This window comes from Duganella callida (assembly GCF_004614165.1).
GTDB lineage: Bacteria > Pseudomonadota > Gammaproteobacteria > Burkholderiales > Burkholderiaceae_D > Rugamonas > Rugamonas callida.
Window position 1 is genome coordinate 1 of record NZ_SPVG01000221.1, and the last position, 14,685, is coordinate 14,685.

Annotated in this window: 11 protein-coding genes; 8 read left to right on the forward strand and 3 right to left on the reverse strand. The window is 65.0% G+C overall.

Annotation, left to right across the window (positions count from 1 at the left end):
- Positions 1 to 216 precede the first annotated feature (216 nt).
- Positions 217 to 1,464 carry an MFS transporter gene (locus tag E4L98_RS22210; RefSeq protein ID WP_135203722.1) on the forward strand — a complete coding sequence of 416 codons (1,248 nt, stop codon included), beginning with the start codon at positions 217 to 219 and terminating at the stop codon, positions 1,462 to 1,464.
- 10 nt (positions 1,465 to 1,474) lie between these two features.
- On the opposite strand, the gene E4L98_RS22215 is transcribed toward E4L98_RS22210, so the two are convergent.
- On the reverse strand, positions 1,475 to 2,299 hold the full coding sequence (locus E4L98_RS22215) for a substrate-binding periplasmic protein (protein WP_135203723.1): 825 nt from the start codon (positions 2,297 to 2,299) through the stop codon (positions 1,475 to 1,477).
- 80 nt (positions 2,300 to 2,379) lie between these two features.
- On the opposite strand from E4L98_RS22215, the gene dinB reads away from it, so the two are divergent.
- The 4 genes from dinB (at position 2,380) to E4L98_RS22235 (ending at position 9,340) form a co-directional block, all read left to right on the forward strand.
- Complete coding sequence (gene dinB, locus E4L98_RS22220) at positions 2,380 to 3,528, forward strand: DNA polymerase IV (protein ID WP_135203724.1); 1,149 nt, start codon at positions 2,380 to 2,382, stop codon at positions 3,526 to 3,528.
- A gap of 229 nt (positions 3,529 to 3,757) precedes the next feature.
- Positions 3,758 to 5,149 (forward strand): NF038120 family PEP-CTERM protein, encoded by a 1,392-nt coding sequence (locus tag E4L98_RS22225; RefSeq protein WP_167761413.1) that lies wholly within the window; start codon positions 3,758 to 3,760, stop codon positions 5,147 to 5,149.
- A 27-nt stretch (positions 5,150 to 5,176) separates the two neighbouring features.
- Entirely contained in the window at positions 5,177 to 8,317 is a 3,141-nt protein-coding gene (locus E4L98_RS22230) for a S8 family peptidase (protein ID WP_135203726.1), read from the forward strand.
- 126 nt (positions 8,318 to 8,443) lie between these two features.
- Positions 8,444 to 9,340: a recombination-associated protein RdgC gene (locus tag E4L98_RS22235; protein WP_135203727.1), complete on the forward strand. Its 897-nt coding sequence runs from the start codon at positions 8,444 to 8,446 to the stop codon at positions 9,338 to 9,340.
- Between the two features lie 94 nt (positions 9,341 to 9,434).
- Here E4L98_RS22235 and E4L98_RS22240 read toward each other — a convergent pair whose 3' ends face one another.
- Entirely contained in the window at positions 9,435 to 9,920 is a 486-nt protein-coding gene (locus E4L98_RS22240; protein ID WP_135203728.1) for an asparaginase domain-containing protein, read from the reverse strand.
- A 119-nt stretch (positions 9,921 to 10,039) separates the two neighbouring features.
- Here E4L98_RS22240 and E4L98_RS22245 point away from each other — a divergent pair, with 119 nt between their 5' ends.
- The gene (locus tag E4L98_RS22245; RefSeq protein ID WP_135203729.1) at positions 10,040 to 10,798 is read left to right on the forward strand and encodes an L-asparaginase; all 759 of its coding nucleotides are present in this window, start codon (positions 10,040 to 10,042) and stop codon (positions 10,796 to 10,798) included.
- On the opposite strand, the gene E4L98_RS22250 is transcribed toward E4L98_RS22245, so the two are convergent.
- Entirely contained in the window at positions 10,795 to 11,790 is a 996-nt protein-coding gene (locus tag E4L98_RS22250; protein WP_135203730.1) for a D-2-hydroxyacid dehydrogenase family protein, read from the reverse strand. The genes E4L98_RS22245 and E4L98_RS22250 overlap by 4 nt on opposite strands.
- A 282-nt stretch (positions 11,791 to 12,072) precedes the next feature.
- Here E4L98_RS22250 and E4L98_RS22255 point away from each other — a divergent pair, with 282 nt between their 5' ends.
- On the forward strand, positions 12,073 to 13,938 hold the full coding sequence (locus E4L98_RS22255) for a phosphoenolpyruvate carboxykinase (GTP) (protein ID WP_135203731.1): 1,866 nt from the start codon (positions 12,073 to 12,075) through the stop codon (positions 13,936 to 13,938).
- 118 nt (positions 13,939 to 14,056) lie between these two features.
- Positions 14,057 to 14,674, forward strand: a complete 618-nt coding sequence (locus E4L98_RS22260; RefSeq protein WP_135203732.1) for a TetR/AcrR family transcriptional regulator — start codon at positions 14,057 to 14,059, stop codon at positions 14,672 to 14,674.
- The last annotated feature ends 11 nt before the right edge of the window (positions 14,675 to 14,685 follow it).

The window sequence follows — 14,685 nt, forward strand, 5'->3', positions numbered from 1 at the left end:
GGCTCGAACTCCCGACCTAAGCCTTGTAAGGGCTCCGCTCTACCAACTGAGCTAAGCGCCCGTCTTTAAACTTGTCAGCGTTTGTCTCATTTCACTGCGACATCTGCTGAACGAGGCCGTATTCTACAGGGCGCCAATTCAAATCCGCAAGGGGTTTTATAAATAATTTAGAAAATTGTTTTGCAGGGAGAAATTGCAGTGTCACACTGCTGATCCATGGATACTCTCTACCACCGCGTCAGCTGGCGCTTGATGCCTTTCCTGTTCCTGTGTTTCGTGGCCGCTTATCTCGACCGCGTCAACGTCGGCTTTGCCAAACTGCAGATGCAGGCCGACCTGCATTTCAGCGACGCGGTGTATGGCATCGGCGCCGGCATCTTTTTCATCGGCTACTTTTTGTTCGAGGTGCCATCCAATCTGCTGATGACGCGCGCCGGCGCGCGCCTGTGGATCGCGCGCATCATGATCAGCTGGGGATTGATTTCGTCGGCGCTGATGTTCGCCGGCAGCGCGGCCAGCTTTTATGTGCTGCGCTTCCTGCTCGGTGCGGCGGAGGCCGGCTTCTTCCCCGGCATCATCCTGTACCTGACCTACTGGTATCCGGCGCAACGCCGCGCGCGCATGGTGGCGCTGTTCATGAGCGGCGTGGCGGTGGCCGGCGTGGTGGGCGGGCCATTGTCGGGCTGGATCATGAAGACCTTCGCCGGCGTGCATGGCTGGAACGGCTGGCAGTGGCTGTTCTTGCTGGAGGGCCTGCCGTCGGTGGCGATCGGCGTGTGGACGCTGTTCTATCTCGACGACGACATTCGTGCCGCGCGCTGGCTCAGCGCGGAAGAAAAGCAGTTGCTGGAAAACGCGATTGCCGCGGACCGCCAGCAGCAACGCGATCTGCCGCTGGCACAGGTGTTCGGCAGCGGCAAGGTGTGGCTGCTGGCGCTGATCTACTTCCTGTGCGTGATGGGGCTGTACGGCGTCAGCTTCTGGCTGCCGCAGCTGATCAGGAACAGCGGCGTCAGCGACGTGTTCGATATCGGCCTGCTGTCGGCAGTGCCGTATGGCGTGGCGGCGGTGGCGATGGTGCTGGCCGCGCGGCACTCCGACCGCAGCGGCGAACGGCGCTGGCATACCGCGCTCGCCGCGCTGGCCGGGGCGCTGGGCCTGGTGGCGGCCACGGTCTGGAGCGACAACACCGTGGTCGCGCTGGCGGCGCTAAGCTTGGCGACCGCCGGCATTCTCAGTACCTTCCCGATTTTCTGGAGCCTGCCGACCGCCATGCTGGGCGGCACGGCGGCGGCGGCCGGCATCGCCATGATCAATTCGATCGGCAACCTGGCCGGCTTCCTCAGCCCCTACCTGGTGGGCGTGATCCGCGACGCCACCCACAGCACCGCCAGCGGCATGTATTTGATCGCCGCCTCGCTGCTGTTGGGGGCGCTGCTGGTGGTGGGCGCGGTGCGACGCTGAGGCGCGCGCATCAGGGCAGCGCTTCGAGGATCTCGTGCGTGCCGCCGCCGAACAGCCGGCGCGTCAGTTCCGCACCCAGATATTTTTCATAGATGCGCTGCATGGTGCCGTCGGTGACGATGCCGCGGATGGCATCGGCGTATTTCTGCCGCGCCGCTGGCGGCACCTGGTGCGAAACGTAGATGCCCACCATCATGCGCGGCGCTTCGCTCACGGCGGCGGCGCTCATCTTGCCGCTCAGACCGAACTGGCGCTGGTTCAGCAGGTGGATGGTGGCCGGCGCCAGCGTGCCCTCGGCGCGGCCGGCCACGATCTTGCGGAACACCACGCTGTAATCGTTGACGTATTCCAGCCGTCCCAGCCGCTGCAGCCGGTCCAGCTGGGCCTGGGTTTCGGGTGTATAGAAAATGCCGCGCGTGACGTTCAGGCGCGCCTTGCTGTGGTTGACGAAGTCGGCCAGGCTGGCGAATTGGCCCGCATGCTGATTCAGCAGCACCAGTTCGAAGCGGGTGTAGGTATACGGCAGCCAGATACCGTGGCGGTCGCGCTCCGGCGAACGCAATGAGGCGCCGGTCAGATCCAGCGCATGGCTGTAAAACTGCGCATACAGACGGCCGCGCGGATACCAGCCGATGCGCAGGCTGCAGCCGCTGCGCCGCTGGATTTCGTTGAGCACGTCGATATTGGTGCCGCGGATGACGCCGCCGTCGCGGTAGGAGGAGTAGCCGAGATCGCTCACGCCCACCCGCGCCGGCGGGCAGGCATCGCCGGCGGGCTGCGCGCCGGCCAGCGGCAGCCAGGCAACCAGCACGGCGGTGATCAGGCGTTTGCTCATGCGTCCAGTGTACCGCGCCGGCTTGCGCGTGCGCCAGTTTCCGTGGATACTGTGTTTATTTACAGTAATCTCTCCGCACCATGGCTGACGCCGAGCGCCGCATTGCCCATCTCGACATGGACGCGTTCTTCGCGTCGGTGGAGTTGCTGCGCTATCCGGAGCTGCGCGGCCAGCCGGTGGTGATCGGCGGCCGCGGCCATGCGCCCGAGCGGCGCGCCGACGGTTCCTACGCGTTCGCCCGGCTGCGCGACTATGTCGGCCGGGGCGTGATCACCACCGCCACCTACGAGGCGCGCGCGTTCGGCGTCGGCTCGGCGATGGGCATGATGAAGGCGGCCAAGCTGGCGCCGGACGCGATCCTGTTGCCGGCCAACTTCGACGATTACCGCCACTACTCGCGCCTGTTCAAGGAGGCGGTGGCATCGATCGCGCCCGATATCGAGGATCGCGGCATCGACGAAATCTTCATCGACCTGACCCAGGTCGAAGGCGAGACGCGCGCGCTGGCCACGCGCATCAAGCAGGCCGTGCATGCGGCCACCGGCCTGACCTGTTCGGTCGGCGTCACGCCCAACAAGCTGCTGTCGAAAATCTGCTCGGACCTGGAAAAGCCGAACGGCCTGACCATCCTCGGCTTCGAGGACATTCCGGCGCGCATCTGGCCGCTCAACGTGCGCAAGGTGAACGGCATCGGTCCCAAGGCCACCGCCAGGCTGGCGTCGCTGGGCATCGAGACCATCGGCCAGCTGGCGCACACCGATCAAGGCTTGCTGCAGGATTACTTCGGCGCCCATTACGCGGCCTGGCTGACGCGCGTCGCGCAGGGCATCGACGAGCGGCAGATTTCCACCAGCCGCGAAAGCAAATCGATGAGCCGCGAAACCACCTTCGAGCGCGACCTGCACGCGCGCCAGGACCGCGAGCAGTTGTCCGCCATCCTGGTGCGGCTGTGCGAGCGTCTGGCGGACGATCTGCAGCGCAAGGGCTATGTCAGCCGCACCATCAGCGTCAAGCTGCGCTACGACGATTTTCAGATCGTCAGCCGCAATCTGACCTTGCCGCTGCCGGTGGCCGACGCGGCCGCCATCCTGCAGGCCGCGCGCGAGTGCCTGAAGCGCGTGCCGCTGCAACGCAAGCTGCGACTGCTGGGCGTGCGCGCCAGCACGCTGGAGCCGCCGAACAGCGGCGGCTACCGCGTGGTGCCGGTCCAGGGCGATTTGTTTACCTGATTTTCGACCGATTCTCACACATTGTTGCGTTAATGAGACGACAACTATGGTGCAAGCGACGCACCAAAATGTACGTCGGCCTGCTGCCATATGATTAATTACAATAGGTAAATATTGTAACTTACAGCCTGTTACAAGTTGTGAACTTGTATAGATATATGATCGAAAATCCTATCAACAAGGCAATTATTTGCCGATAAAAAGGGGATTGACGATGTTGGATCGAGAGTTGAAAAGAGCTTCCGTCTGGCTGGCGCGTGCCGGTGCCGCGCTGGGTTTTTCGATGGGGATGATGATGGCGGCACCGGCCCATGCCGAGGTCACCGCGATTGAACAAATGCAAGGTTGGATTACCAACTTTGGCATGCCGAACCGGCCCGGGCCGGACAGCAACAACTATACCGGCAACGAGACCGGTCGCCGCTTCAACAGCTGGGCCTCGTTCTACATTCCGGCCGGACAGTACGCCTCGGCCACCCTGTCGCTGACGCCAAGCTTCTACGGCGACGCGCCGCCAAGCGTGATCGGCCTGTTCGACGTCGACACGCCGTATTCGACCATGCAGGAAGACGTGTTCCTGGGCGCCGGCGTCTACAAGGACCTGGGCAGCGGCCGCCAGTATGGCTCTGCCACGCTGTACGACAGCCCGGTGACCATCACCCTGAATGGCCGCGCGCTGGCCGACATCAATGCCAAGGCCGGCGGCTATTTCCTGATCGGCTTCACCAACCAGACCATGAACGCGCTGCCGCTGACCGCGCCGGACGGCGGCATCTACATCAGCGGCTTCGGCCGCAACCAGAACCTGATGGAGCTGCACCTGGCGGCGGTGCCGGAACCATCGACCTGGGCCGCGATGCTGGCCGGTCTGAGCCTGCTGCTGTGGCGCAGCCGCCAGTTGCGCCGCCGCAGCGCGCTGGCCGCCACCGCGGCGTTGGCGGCGCTGGCGCTGGCGCCGGCCGCGCAGGCCGACACCATCGACTTCGAGCACCTGAGCAATGTCGGCTGGCTCAACGGCGGCGACGGCTTCAGCGCCGGCGGCTACGCCTTCCAGGCCGAGTATGTGCCGATCGACGACCAGGACACCGGTAACGGCCTGGTCGGCGCGCTGCTGGACGGCGGCTACGCCGGCCTCTGCACCGATGGCGGCCTGACCTGCCCGACCAACGCCAGCGGTCATTACTACGGCGGCCTCAACGATGGCCAACTGAACATGACCGCCGCCAGCGGCCACGGTCCGGTCAAACTGGCCGCCTTCGACGCCAGCTTCATCGGCGGCCAGCAACTGGTGTATCCCGATGTCGCCGGCGTGCTGCAACTGCGCGGCATCCGCGCCAACGGCACCAGCTTCGAGGAAGCCTACACGCTCGGCGCGCCGGTGAACGGCTTCGCGCACTACGAGACCAGCGCCGCCTTCCGCGCCGAGGACTTCGTGCAGATCTCGTTCTTCGCCTATTCCTGCGACTTCGAGCAGAACTGCGTCGCCTTCGGCAGCAGCGCCGGCCAGTTCGGCCTGGACAACCTGCAGATCGCGGCCGTGCCGGAGCCTTCCACCTACCTGATGCTGAGCCTGGGTCTTGGCCTGATCACGCTGGCCGGCGTACGCCGTCGCGCCGTCTGAAGCCCCAACACTAACGCAAGGAATAACATGAAACGACATACTCTCAGCCTGGCGGTGCTGGCGCTGCTGGCCGGCATGGGGCAGGCCGCCCACGCCGAGGACGTGCGCCGTCCTTACCTGGTGCGCCTGACGGACAAGCCGGTGGCCGGCTACAGCGGCGGCGTGGCCGGCCTGGCGGCGACCCAGCCGGCGCCAGGGGCCACGCTGCATCTCAACCTCAACGCGCCCAACGTGCAGTTGTACGGCGCCTACCTCGACCAGAAACGCGCCGCCGCCAAGGCGGTGGTGGCCAGTGCGCCGGTCGGCCATGAATACTCGCTGGTGTTCAACGGCTTTTCCGCGCAGCTGACCGATGCCGAAGTGCGTGCGCTCAAGGCCAGCGGCACGGTCGCGGCCATCGTGCCGAACACGCCGCGCCACATGCTGACCACCTATACCCCGACCTTCCTCGGCCTGGACGGTCCGAACGGCCTGTGGACCCAGCTGGGCGGCCAGGAACATGCCGGCGAGGACGTGGTGGTGGGCATCATCGACGGCGGCATCTGGCCGGAAAACCCGGCCTATGCCGACCGCGTCGACAGCAACGGCCTGCCGACCTTCGACAGCAGCGCCGCGCTGGCCTACGGCCCGGCGCCGGCCAGCTGGAAAGGCGTGTGCCAGACCGGTGAAGCGTTCACTGCGGCCCATTGCAACAACAAGCTGATCGGCGCGCAGTATTTCGACGCCGATTTCCAGATGCTGGGCATGACCCCGCACTGGACCGAGTTCCGCTCGCCGCGCGACTCCATCGGCGGCACGCTGGGGCACGGCGGTCACGGCACCCACACCTCGACCACGGCGGCGGGCAACCGCACCCCGGCCAAGGTCAGCGGCATCGACATGGGCAAGGTGTCGGGCATGGCGCCGCGCGCGCGCATTGCCATGTACAAGGTATGCTGGTCGTATAACGACGACAGCGAGGCCAACGGCGCCGGCAGCGGTTGCTGGGCCGGCGACAGCGTGGCCGCCATCGAGCAGGCGGTGCGCGACGGCGTCAACGTGCTGAACTTCTCGATCAGCGGCGCCGAAACGGTCGACGATCCGGTCGAGGAAGCGTTCCGCCAGGCCAGCAACGCCGGCATCTTCGTCGCGGCGGCGGCCGGCAATGCCGGACCCAAGCAGACCATGAACCACGTCGGCCCGTGGCTGACCACGGTGGCGGCGTCCAGCCACGACCGCGAATTCGTCGCCAACCTGGCGCTGGCCAGCGGCGTCAGCTACACCGGCGCCTCGCTCAACGCCAAGGACTTGCCGCGCACGCCGATGGTGCGCGCCGAGGATGTGGCCGTGGGCGGCGTCGAGCCATCCATGGTCACCAAGTGCTATCCGGCCTCGGCCAACGGCGGCCTGCCGGTGCTGGACCCGGTCAAGGTGGCCGGCAAGATCGTCATCTGCGAACGCGGCGACATCGACCGCGTGGCCAAGAGCCGCGCGGTGCTGGAAGCGGGCGGCAGCGGCATGGTGATGGTCGACGATGGCCTGGGACCGGTGGCCGATGTGCACTCGGTGCCGACGGTGCACGTCAGCGCGGAAGACGGCGCCAAAATCCTGGCCTACGCGGCCGGCAAGGACGCGGCGGCCGGCATGTCGCACTTCAGCATGCGCGTCGGCCAGGTGCCGGCGCCGATCGTGGCGGCGTTTTCCTCGCGCGGTCCGAACCGCTACGAGACCAACCAGATCAAGCCCGACATGGCGGCGCCCGGCGTCGACATCCTGGCCGGCGTGACGCCCGAGCTGCGGCCCGAACAGAAGCAGCAATTGCTGGACGGCACGCTGACGCCGCCGTCCGACTGGGCCTTCTACCAGGGCACCTCGATGGCGACGCCGCACGTGGCGGGTCTGGCCGCGCTGCTGCACCAGCGCCATCCGGGCTGGAGTCCGGCCGCGATCAAGTCGGCGCTGATGACCACGGCGTTCGATACCCAGCCTGACGCCCTGCGCGACATGCAGGTCGGCACGCTGCCGTGGGGGCAGGGCGCCGGCCAGGTCAAGCCGACCGCCGCCGCCGATCCCGGCCTGGTGTACGACATCAGCGCCGCCGACTACGTCAAATACCTGTGCGGCATCGGCCGTTACGACGATTGCAGCGGCGGCACCATCAAGTCGTCCAACCTGAACCTGGCGTCGATTGCGGCATCGAACGTGATGGGGGCGGAAACCATCACCCGTACCGTGACCAATGTCAGCGACAAGCCGGCCACCTACACCGCCACCGCCAGCATGACCGGCTACAGTGTCGCCGTGTCGCCGGCCACGCTGACGCTGGCGCCGGGCGAAAGCAAGAGCTTCAACGTCACCCTGACGCGCACCTACGCGTCCGACGACATGTGGCAGTATGGCCAGCTGACCTGGCGCGACGGCGTGCACACGGTGCGCAGTCCGATCGCCGCCAAATCCAGCCGCGCCATCACGGCGCCGGAGTTGTTGACGGCCGACCTCGCCAGCGGCTCGAAACTGGTCAGCGTGGCGACTGGCTTTGCCGGCAAGCTGGGGATCAAGGCGGGCGGCATGCAGGAAGTCAAGCGCACCGCGCTCACCGTCAGCCCGGCGCCAACCGGCACCGCCGACACCCTGGCGCAAGCGGCGGCCAGCTGCAACGCCGGCGTGCCGGGCGTGACGCTGCTGCCGTTCAGCATCCCGGCCGACACCGTGGTGGCGCGCTTTGAAACCTTTGCGCGCGACATCGATGGCGACACCGCCGGGCGCCAGGACGTCGACCTGGCGCTGATGAAAGATGGCAAGCTGATCGATTACAGCATGCTGGTCGGCTCCAACGAGAGCATCACCCGCGCCGCGCCGGCGCCGGGCGAGTACCAGCTGTGCGTGATCGGTTACGACCTGCAGCCGGGTTCCGTGGCCAAGCTGAGCGTGTCGTCGGCGATCGTGCCGCGCGGCGACAACGGCAGCCTGAAAGTGGCGGCGCCGCCGCGGGTCTACGCCGGCAGCACGTCGACCATGGGCGTCAGCTGGTCCGGCCTGGCCAGCGGCAAGCGCTACATCGGCGCCATCGGCTTGCTGGACCCGAGCGGCAACGCGGCGGCCACCACCGTGCTGGCGGTCGACACCGATGACGCGATACCGGTGGCGGCCGGGCTGTCACGCGAAATCAAGCGCCGTCCCGAGCTGTAAGAGGGCGCAGGAAGGGGCGTGGCGGGGGCGCTGTTGCGGCGCCCCCGCTTTCTCGCCGGCCAGATGTCCGGGGGCCGGCGGCAGCGTGTAAAATGACGCTCCTTTGTTTTTATCGAAATCAACTTTATGTGGTTCAAGAATCTACAGATTTACCGTCTGCCGGCCCCTTGGGCCTACTCCCCTGAAAAACTCGAAGAAGCACTGGCGACGCAAGCGTTCACGCCGGCCAGCAGCAACGAACTGCTGCGCCAGGGCTGGGACAAGCCGCGGCCGAACGGCGGCCTGGTGCACGTCGTCAACAAGCAGATGCTGATCCTGCTGGGCACCGAGAAAAAACTGCTGCCGGCCACCGTGATCAACCAGGTGGCCAAGGCGCGCGCGGCCGAGATGGAAGAAGCACAGGGTTTCGCTCCCGGCAAGAAAGCCATGAAAGAACTGAAGGAACGCATCGCCGACGAACTGTTGCCGCGCGCGTTCTCGATCCGCAGCAACGTCTGGACCTGGATCGACCCGGTCAACGGCTGGCTGGTGGTGGACGCCGCCAGCCCGGCCAAGGCCGACGAAGTGATCAAGCTGCTGCTGAAGGCGGTGGACCGCATGCCGCTGGAAAGCCTGCGCGTGCAGCGTTCGGTGGTGGGCGTGATGACCGAATGGCTGCAGAGCGACGAAGCGCCGGCCGGCTTCACGGTCGACATGGACACCGAACTGCGCGCCACCGGCGAAAGCAAGGCGGCGGTGCGCTACGTGCGCCACACGCTGGAGCCGGCCGAAGTGCGCCGCCACATCGAAGCGGGCAAGCAATGCACGCGCCTGGCGATGACCTGGGACAGCAAAATCTCCTTCGTGCTGACCGAATCGCTGGCGATCAAGAGCGTCAAGCCGCTGGACGTGCTGGACGAAAAGGAAGCCAGCATCCGCAACGACGACGAGCGTTTCGACGGCGACTTCATGCTGATGACCGGCGAACTGGCGAAAATGCTGGCTGACGTGGTCGAAGCCCTGGGCGGCGAAGCGAAAGCCTAAACTCCGGGGTCAGGTCTTCCATTGCGTCACGAGCTGAGCCGTAACTTGGGTTACGGCTCAGCTCGTGACGCAATGGAAGACCTGACCCCGATTTTTACAGCGGCTGGAACACGCCGGCCGCTTTGTTTTTCTGGACGTTGTCCCAGGCGAAGATCTGGCCGTTCATGGCCACGTACACGCCCGGCGCCAGGGTCTGCGCCACCCCGGCCGCGAAGCCGAGGTTGAACAGGGCGTCAGAGTTGGCGATCTCGTAGGGGATCATGGCGCCGGTCAGGACGATGGTCTTGCCCAGGTTCGCCGGCCCCAGCACGGCGGCCGTCTGCGGCATGGTGTCGGTGCCGTGGATGATCACGATCGCTGTTTCCGCCGCCGCCTGGCACGATGCCAGGATGCGCGCGCGGTCGGCGTCCACCATGTCCAGCGAATCCATCAGCGGCAGCTGTTCCAGCGCCACTTCCACTGTCAGACGGCAACGTTTCAACAGCTCCGGCACGTGGCTGTCGGCGAAGCCGAGGGTGCCGTTCAGCTCGTTGTAGTGTTTGTCGAAGGTGCCGCCGGTGGCCAGGATGCGCAGGGTCATGTTAAAAGCTCAAGCTGTAAAGAAATGATGTGCATCATAACCGATGCGCGCGCACCGAATGCACTGGAAAACTCGGCAGACAGGGTCTATATTGGTTTCTTTGCGTGTTTAGGTCGTCCATGAAAGCGCTCGCTCCCGGCACTGTTATTTTCCACCGCCACCGTGGTTATGGCGTCATCACGGCCGTCAATCTGTTGACCGGCTGGATCTCCGCCCGCTTCGGCAACGAGTCGCGGACGCTGGATCTGAACCTGTCCACCGATGAGGTGCAGTTTGCCGACGGCGAAGCCATTCTGTTCCGCCGCGCCCCGCCCGACCGCATGCCGCACGCGCGCCTGATGGCGATGGTGCGTGCGCTGCATCAGGCCGGTTATCAGAAGCTTTACCTGTATTCCTGGCCCAAGCCGTCCGGCCTGCACTGGCGCTGGCATTTGTTCACCGGCACGCGCGACTGGATGCAGCGCTCCTGGCGCGAAGGCTGGTATGGCTCGGGCGCCGATTACAACAGCAATCCGGTGATGGGCTGGGGCGATTCGCCCGGCGCCAGCACCGACGAGCTGATCCACGCGCTGGCCAGATTCGATCCGCAGGGCCTGGCGCAGGCGCTGGGCCGCGACGAGGATCACACCGCCTGGTTCGCCAATGTCTGCGATGCGTTGCTGCCCGGCTATATGTACAGCCTGGACATGCAGCGTCCCGCCGGCGGCCCGCTGGTCGAGATGCCGCCGGTGCCGGTGGTGCCGGTGCGCGCCGCGCTGCCGCCATACAGCGGACCGGACATCACCTGGCCGCCCGGCTGGGCCGGACTGTGGAGCAAGGTGCACGTCATGCCTGCCCCGCGCATTAATCTCACCGGCATCCCGGAGCAGGCCGATTAGCGGGCATGGGCCACATAATCGGGGTTGTTGATGCCGGATGGCTGGCCGTTGGCGAAGTCCACCACGTTCTGGAAGGCGTGGCGGAAATACAGTTCATAGCTGTCCTGCTCGACGTAGCCCAGGTGCGGCGTCGCCAACACGGTCGGCATGCGCAGCAGCGGATGGTCGGCTGATAACGGTTCGGAGGTAAACACGTCCAGCGCCGCATAGCCGGGACGACCCTTGGTGAGCGCTTGCTCCAGCGCGTCGGTTTGTACCAGCTCGGCACGGCTGGTGTTGACGAACAGAGCGTCCCGCTTCATGCGCGCCAGGTCGTCGCCGCTGACGATGCCGCGCGTGGCGTCGTTCAGGCGCAAATGCAGGCTCAGCACGTCGGCCTCGGCAAAGAATGCCTCGCGCGAGGCCGCCGCGATACAACCGTCCGCCAGCGCCTTGTTGCGGCTGGCCTCGCTGCCCCACACCATCACCCGCATGCCGAACGCGCGCCCGTAAGCGGCCACGGTCTGGCCGATCTTGCCGTAGCCCCAGATCCCTAGCGTGCGGCCCTTGAGCACGTAGCCCAGGCCGTTCAGCTGCGGATTGACGGACGCGGTTTGCCACAGCCCATCCTTCAGATTATTGGCGTACGGAACGATCTTGCGGGCGGCCGCCATGATCAGCGCCCAGGTCAGTTCGGATGGCGCGGTGGGCGAGCCGATGCCTTCGGCAATCGCGATGCCAAGCTCGGTCGCGGCGGCGACGTCGACATGACCGGACAGCTTGCCGGTCTGCGAGATCAGCTTCAGATTCGGCAATTTCGACAATATTGCCCGGTTCAGCGCGGTACGTTCGCGGATCAGCACCAGCGCCTCGAACGGCGCCAGCCGGATCGCCAGCTGACCCAGTCCGCGCGCTGAGTTGTTGAACACTTTTACCTCGTGGCCGTCCAACAACTGATAGCAGCTCAAGCTTGGAGTTGCATTTTGGTAATCATCAAGAATCGCGATTTTCATGGGAGTTAGCAGAGGTTACGCAGGATTTCGTAGGGAAATAACAAGTTCCGAAGCAGGGCAAATAGCTTACTACTTTACTCGGGCATTTCTCCTACATTTTTGTATGGAACATATGTTGAGGGGTGTACAATCGGCCAACAATCAGGGCCCGTCGATCATCCGATCCGGGCCGCCGCACGACCGCCGTGACACCGCCGACCCATTTCGAATGGACTTCTGAGCGCAAGCCACAAGCTGACGACGATCTGCCGCCGCGAATTCTTTATTAGCATTGGAGGTACCATGAATCAGCCCGTGATGGGTGGCGTTGCACCATTGAACGCCCCAGCTTACATCAAACAGCAAAAGCTCATCAATTGGGTGGCCGAAATCGCCGCCCTCACCAAGCCGGACCGCATCTACTGGTGTGACGGCTCGCAGGAAGAATACGACCGCCTGTGCGCCGACATGGTCGTCGCCGGCACCATGAAAAAACTGAACCAGGAAAAGCGTCCGAATTCCTATCTGGCCCTGTCCGACCCGACCGACGTCGCGCGTGTCGAAGACCGCACCTTCATCTGCTCGGCCACCCGCGAGGAAGCCGGCCCCACCAACAACTGGATGGACCCGGCCGAGATGCGCGCCACCCTGCATCCGCTGTTCGACGGCTGCATGACCGGCCGCACCATGTACGTGGTGCCGTTCTCGATGGGGCCGCTGGGTTCGCCGATCGCCCACATCGGTGTGGAACTGTCGGACTCGCCGTACGTGGCGGTCAACATGCGCACCATGACCCGCATGGGCAAGGCCGTCTACGACGTGCTGGGCGAAGACGGCGACTTCGTGCCGTGCGTGCACACCGTCGGCGCACCGCTGAAGGCTGGCCAGAAGGACGTAGCTTGGCCATGCAACGCCACCAAGTACATCGTGCACTATCCTGAAACGCGCGAGATCTGGTCCTACGGTTCCGGCTATGGCGGCAACGCGCTGTTGGGCAAGAAGTGCTTCGCGCTGCGTATTGCCTCCAACATGGGCCACCAGGACGCGCAGAACGGCGGCACCGGCTGGCTGGCCGAGCACATGCTGATCCTCGGCGTGGAATCGCCGGAAGGCAAGAAGCACTACGTGGCGGCGGCCTTCCCTTCGGCCTGCGGCAAGACCAACTTCGCCATGCTGATTCCGCCCACCTCGTTCAACGGCTGGAAAATCACCACCATCGGCGACGATATCGCCTGGATCAAGCCGGGCAAGGATGGCCGTTTGTACGCCATCAACCCGGAAGCCGGCTACTTCGGCGTGGCGCCCGGCACCAACGAAAAGACCAACTACAACTGCATGGCCTCGCTGCGCGAGAACGCCATCTTCACCAACGTCGCGCTGACCGATGACGGCGACGTCTGGTGGGAAGGTCTGAGCAAGCCGGCGCCGCAGCACCTGATCGACTGGCAGGGCAAGGACTGGACGCCCGAATCGACCGGCAAGGCGGCGCACCCGAATGCCCGCTTCACCGTGCCGGCCACGCAGAACCCGGTGATCGATCCGGCCTGGGACGATCCGGCCGGCGTGCCGATCTCGGCCTTCATCTTCGGCGGCCGCCGTTCGACCACCGTGCCGCTGGTGACCGAGGCGCGCAACTGGGTGGAAGGCGTGTACATGGCCGCGACCATGGGCTCGGAAACCACCGCCGCCGCCGCCGGCCAGATGGGCATCGTGCGCCGCGACCCGTTCGCCATGCTGCCGTTCATCGGCTACAACATGAGCGACTACTTCCAGCACTGGCTGAACCTCGGCGCCAAGCTGGGCCAGATCGACGGCGCGCAACTGCCGAAGATCTACTGCGTCAACTGGTTCCGCACCGACGAGCAAGGCCACTTCGTCTGGCCTGGCTTCGGCGACAACATGCGCGTGCTGAAGTGGATGCTGGAACGCATCGAAGGTGAAGCTGGCGGCGTCGAAAACATCTTCGGCACCACCCCGCGCTACGGCGACCTGCACTGGGACGGCATGCCGTTCTCGCCGGAAGAATTCGAGACCATCACCTCGATCGACAAGGACGCCTGGCGCGAAGAACTGAAGCTGCACGAAGAACTGTTCACCAAGCTGGCCTACCACCTGCCTGAAGAACTGAAGGCGGTGAAAGCCGACCTGGAAAAACGCCTGGCGCGCTAAGCCACCCGGCCCCAATCCGGGGTCAGTTCTGCCATTGGTACATGAGTCCGTGTGCGATAGTCAGAACTGACCCCGGATTTTTCTTGCGGTTTCGCACGGGTGTGCTAAAGTTTCGGGTATGGATACTTTGACCGCCAAAAGCGAGGCCACTTACGCCACCATCATCGATGCCGCACTGGAAATGGCGGCGTCGGAGGGCATCGGCAAGTTGTCGCTGGGCGAGCTGGCCAAGCGGACCGGGATCAGCAAGAGCGGGGTGTTTTCGCGCGTCGGCTCGCTGGATGCCTTGCAGGCGGCTGTGCTGGATGAGTATGACCGCCGCTTTGTGGCCGAGATCTTCATGCCGTCGCTGCAGCAGCCCAAGGGGCTGCCGCGTCTGGTGGCGCAGGTGAATGCCTGGTCGCGCCGCGTGGCAGTGGAAGGATTGAGCAATTCCTGCCTGTACAGCGCCGGCGCCTTCGAGTTCGACGATCAGACCGGGCCGCTGCGCGACCGTCTGCAGCGCGGCGCCGAAACCTGGCGCGCATCGCTGCGCAAGACGATCTTGCAGGCAATGGAGCTGGGCCACCTGCGGCCCGACACTGATCCGGGCCAGCTGGTCTATGAAATCTACAGCCTGGTCATGGGACTGATACACGATACGCGTTTCCTCAACGATGGTCAGGCGCTGCGCCACATGCAGCGCGCGTTCGGCCGCCTGATTTCGACTTACAAGAGCTTTAACGATCTGGAGTAAGACCCATGCCG

Excerpts from the sequence above, each read along its gene's own strand:
- E4L98_RS22210 (WP_135203722.1), top strand. The coding sequence starts at position 217 with ATGGATACTCTCTACCACCGCGTCAGCTGGCGCTTGATGCCTTTCCTG.
- E4L98_RS22215 (WP_135203723.1), bottom strand. The coding sequence starts at position 2,299 with ATGAGCAAACGCCTGATCACCGCCGTGCTGGTTGCCTGGCTGCCGCTG.
- dinB (WP_135203724.1), top strand. The coding sequence starts at position 2,380 with ATGGCTGACGCCGAGCGCCGCATTGCCCATCTCGACATGGACGCGTTC.
- E4L98_RS22230 (WP_135203726.1), top strand. The coding sequence starts at position 5,177 with ATGAAACGACATACTCTCAGCCTGGCGGTGCTGGCGCTGCTGGCCGGC.
- E4L98_RS22235 (WP_135203727.1), top strand. The coding sequence starts at position 8,444 with ATGTGGTTCAAGAATCTACAGATTTACCGTCTGCCGGCCCCTTGGGCC.
- E4L98_RS22240 (WP_135203728.1), bottom strand. The coding sequence starts at position 9,920 with ATGACCCTGCGCATCCTGGCCACCGGCGGCACCTTCGACAAACACTAC.
- E4L98_RS22245 (WP_135203729.1), top strand. The coding sequence starts at position 10,040 with ATGAAAGCGCTCGCTCCCGGCACTGTTATTTTCCACCGCCACCGTGGT.
- E4L98_RS22250 (WP_135203730.1), bottom strand. The coding sequence starts at position 11,790 with ATGAAAATCGCGATTCTTGATGATTACCAAAATGCAACTCCAAGCTTG.
- E4L98_RS22255 (WP_135203731.1), top strand. The coding sequence starts at position 12,073 with ATGAATCAGCCCGTGATGGGTGGCGTTGCACCATTGAACGCCCCAGCT.
- E4L98_RS22260 (WP_135203732.1), top strand. The coding sequence starts at position 14,057 with ATGGATACTTTGACCGCCAAAAGCGAGGCCACTTACGCCACCATCATC.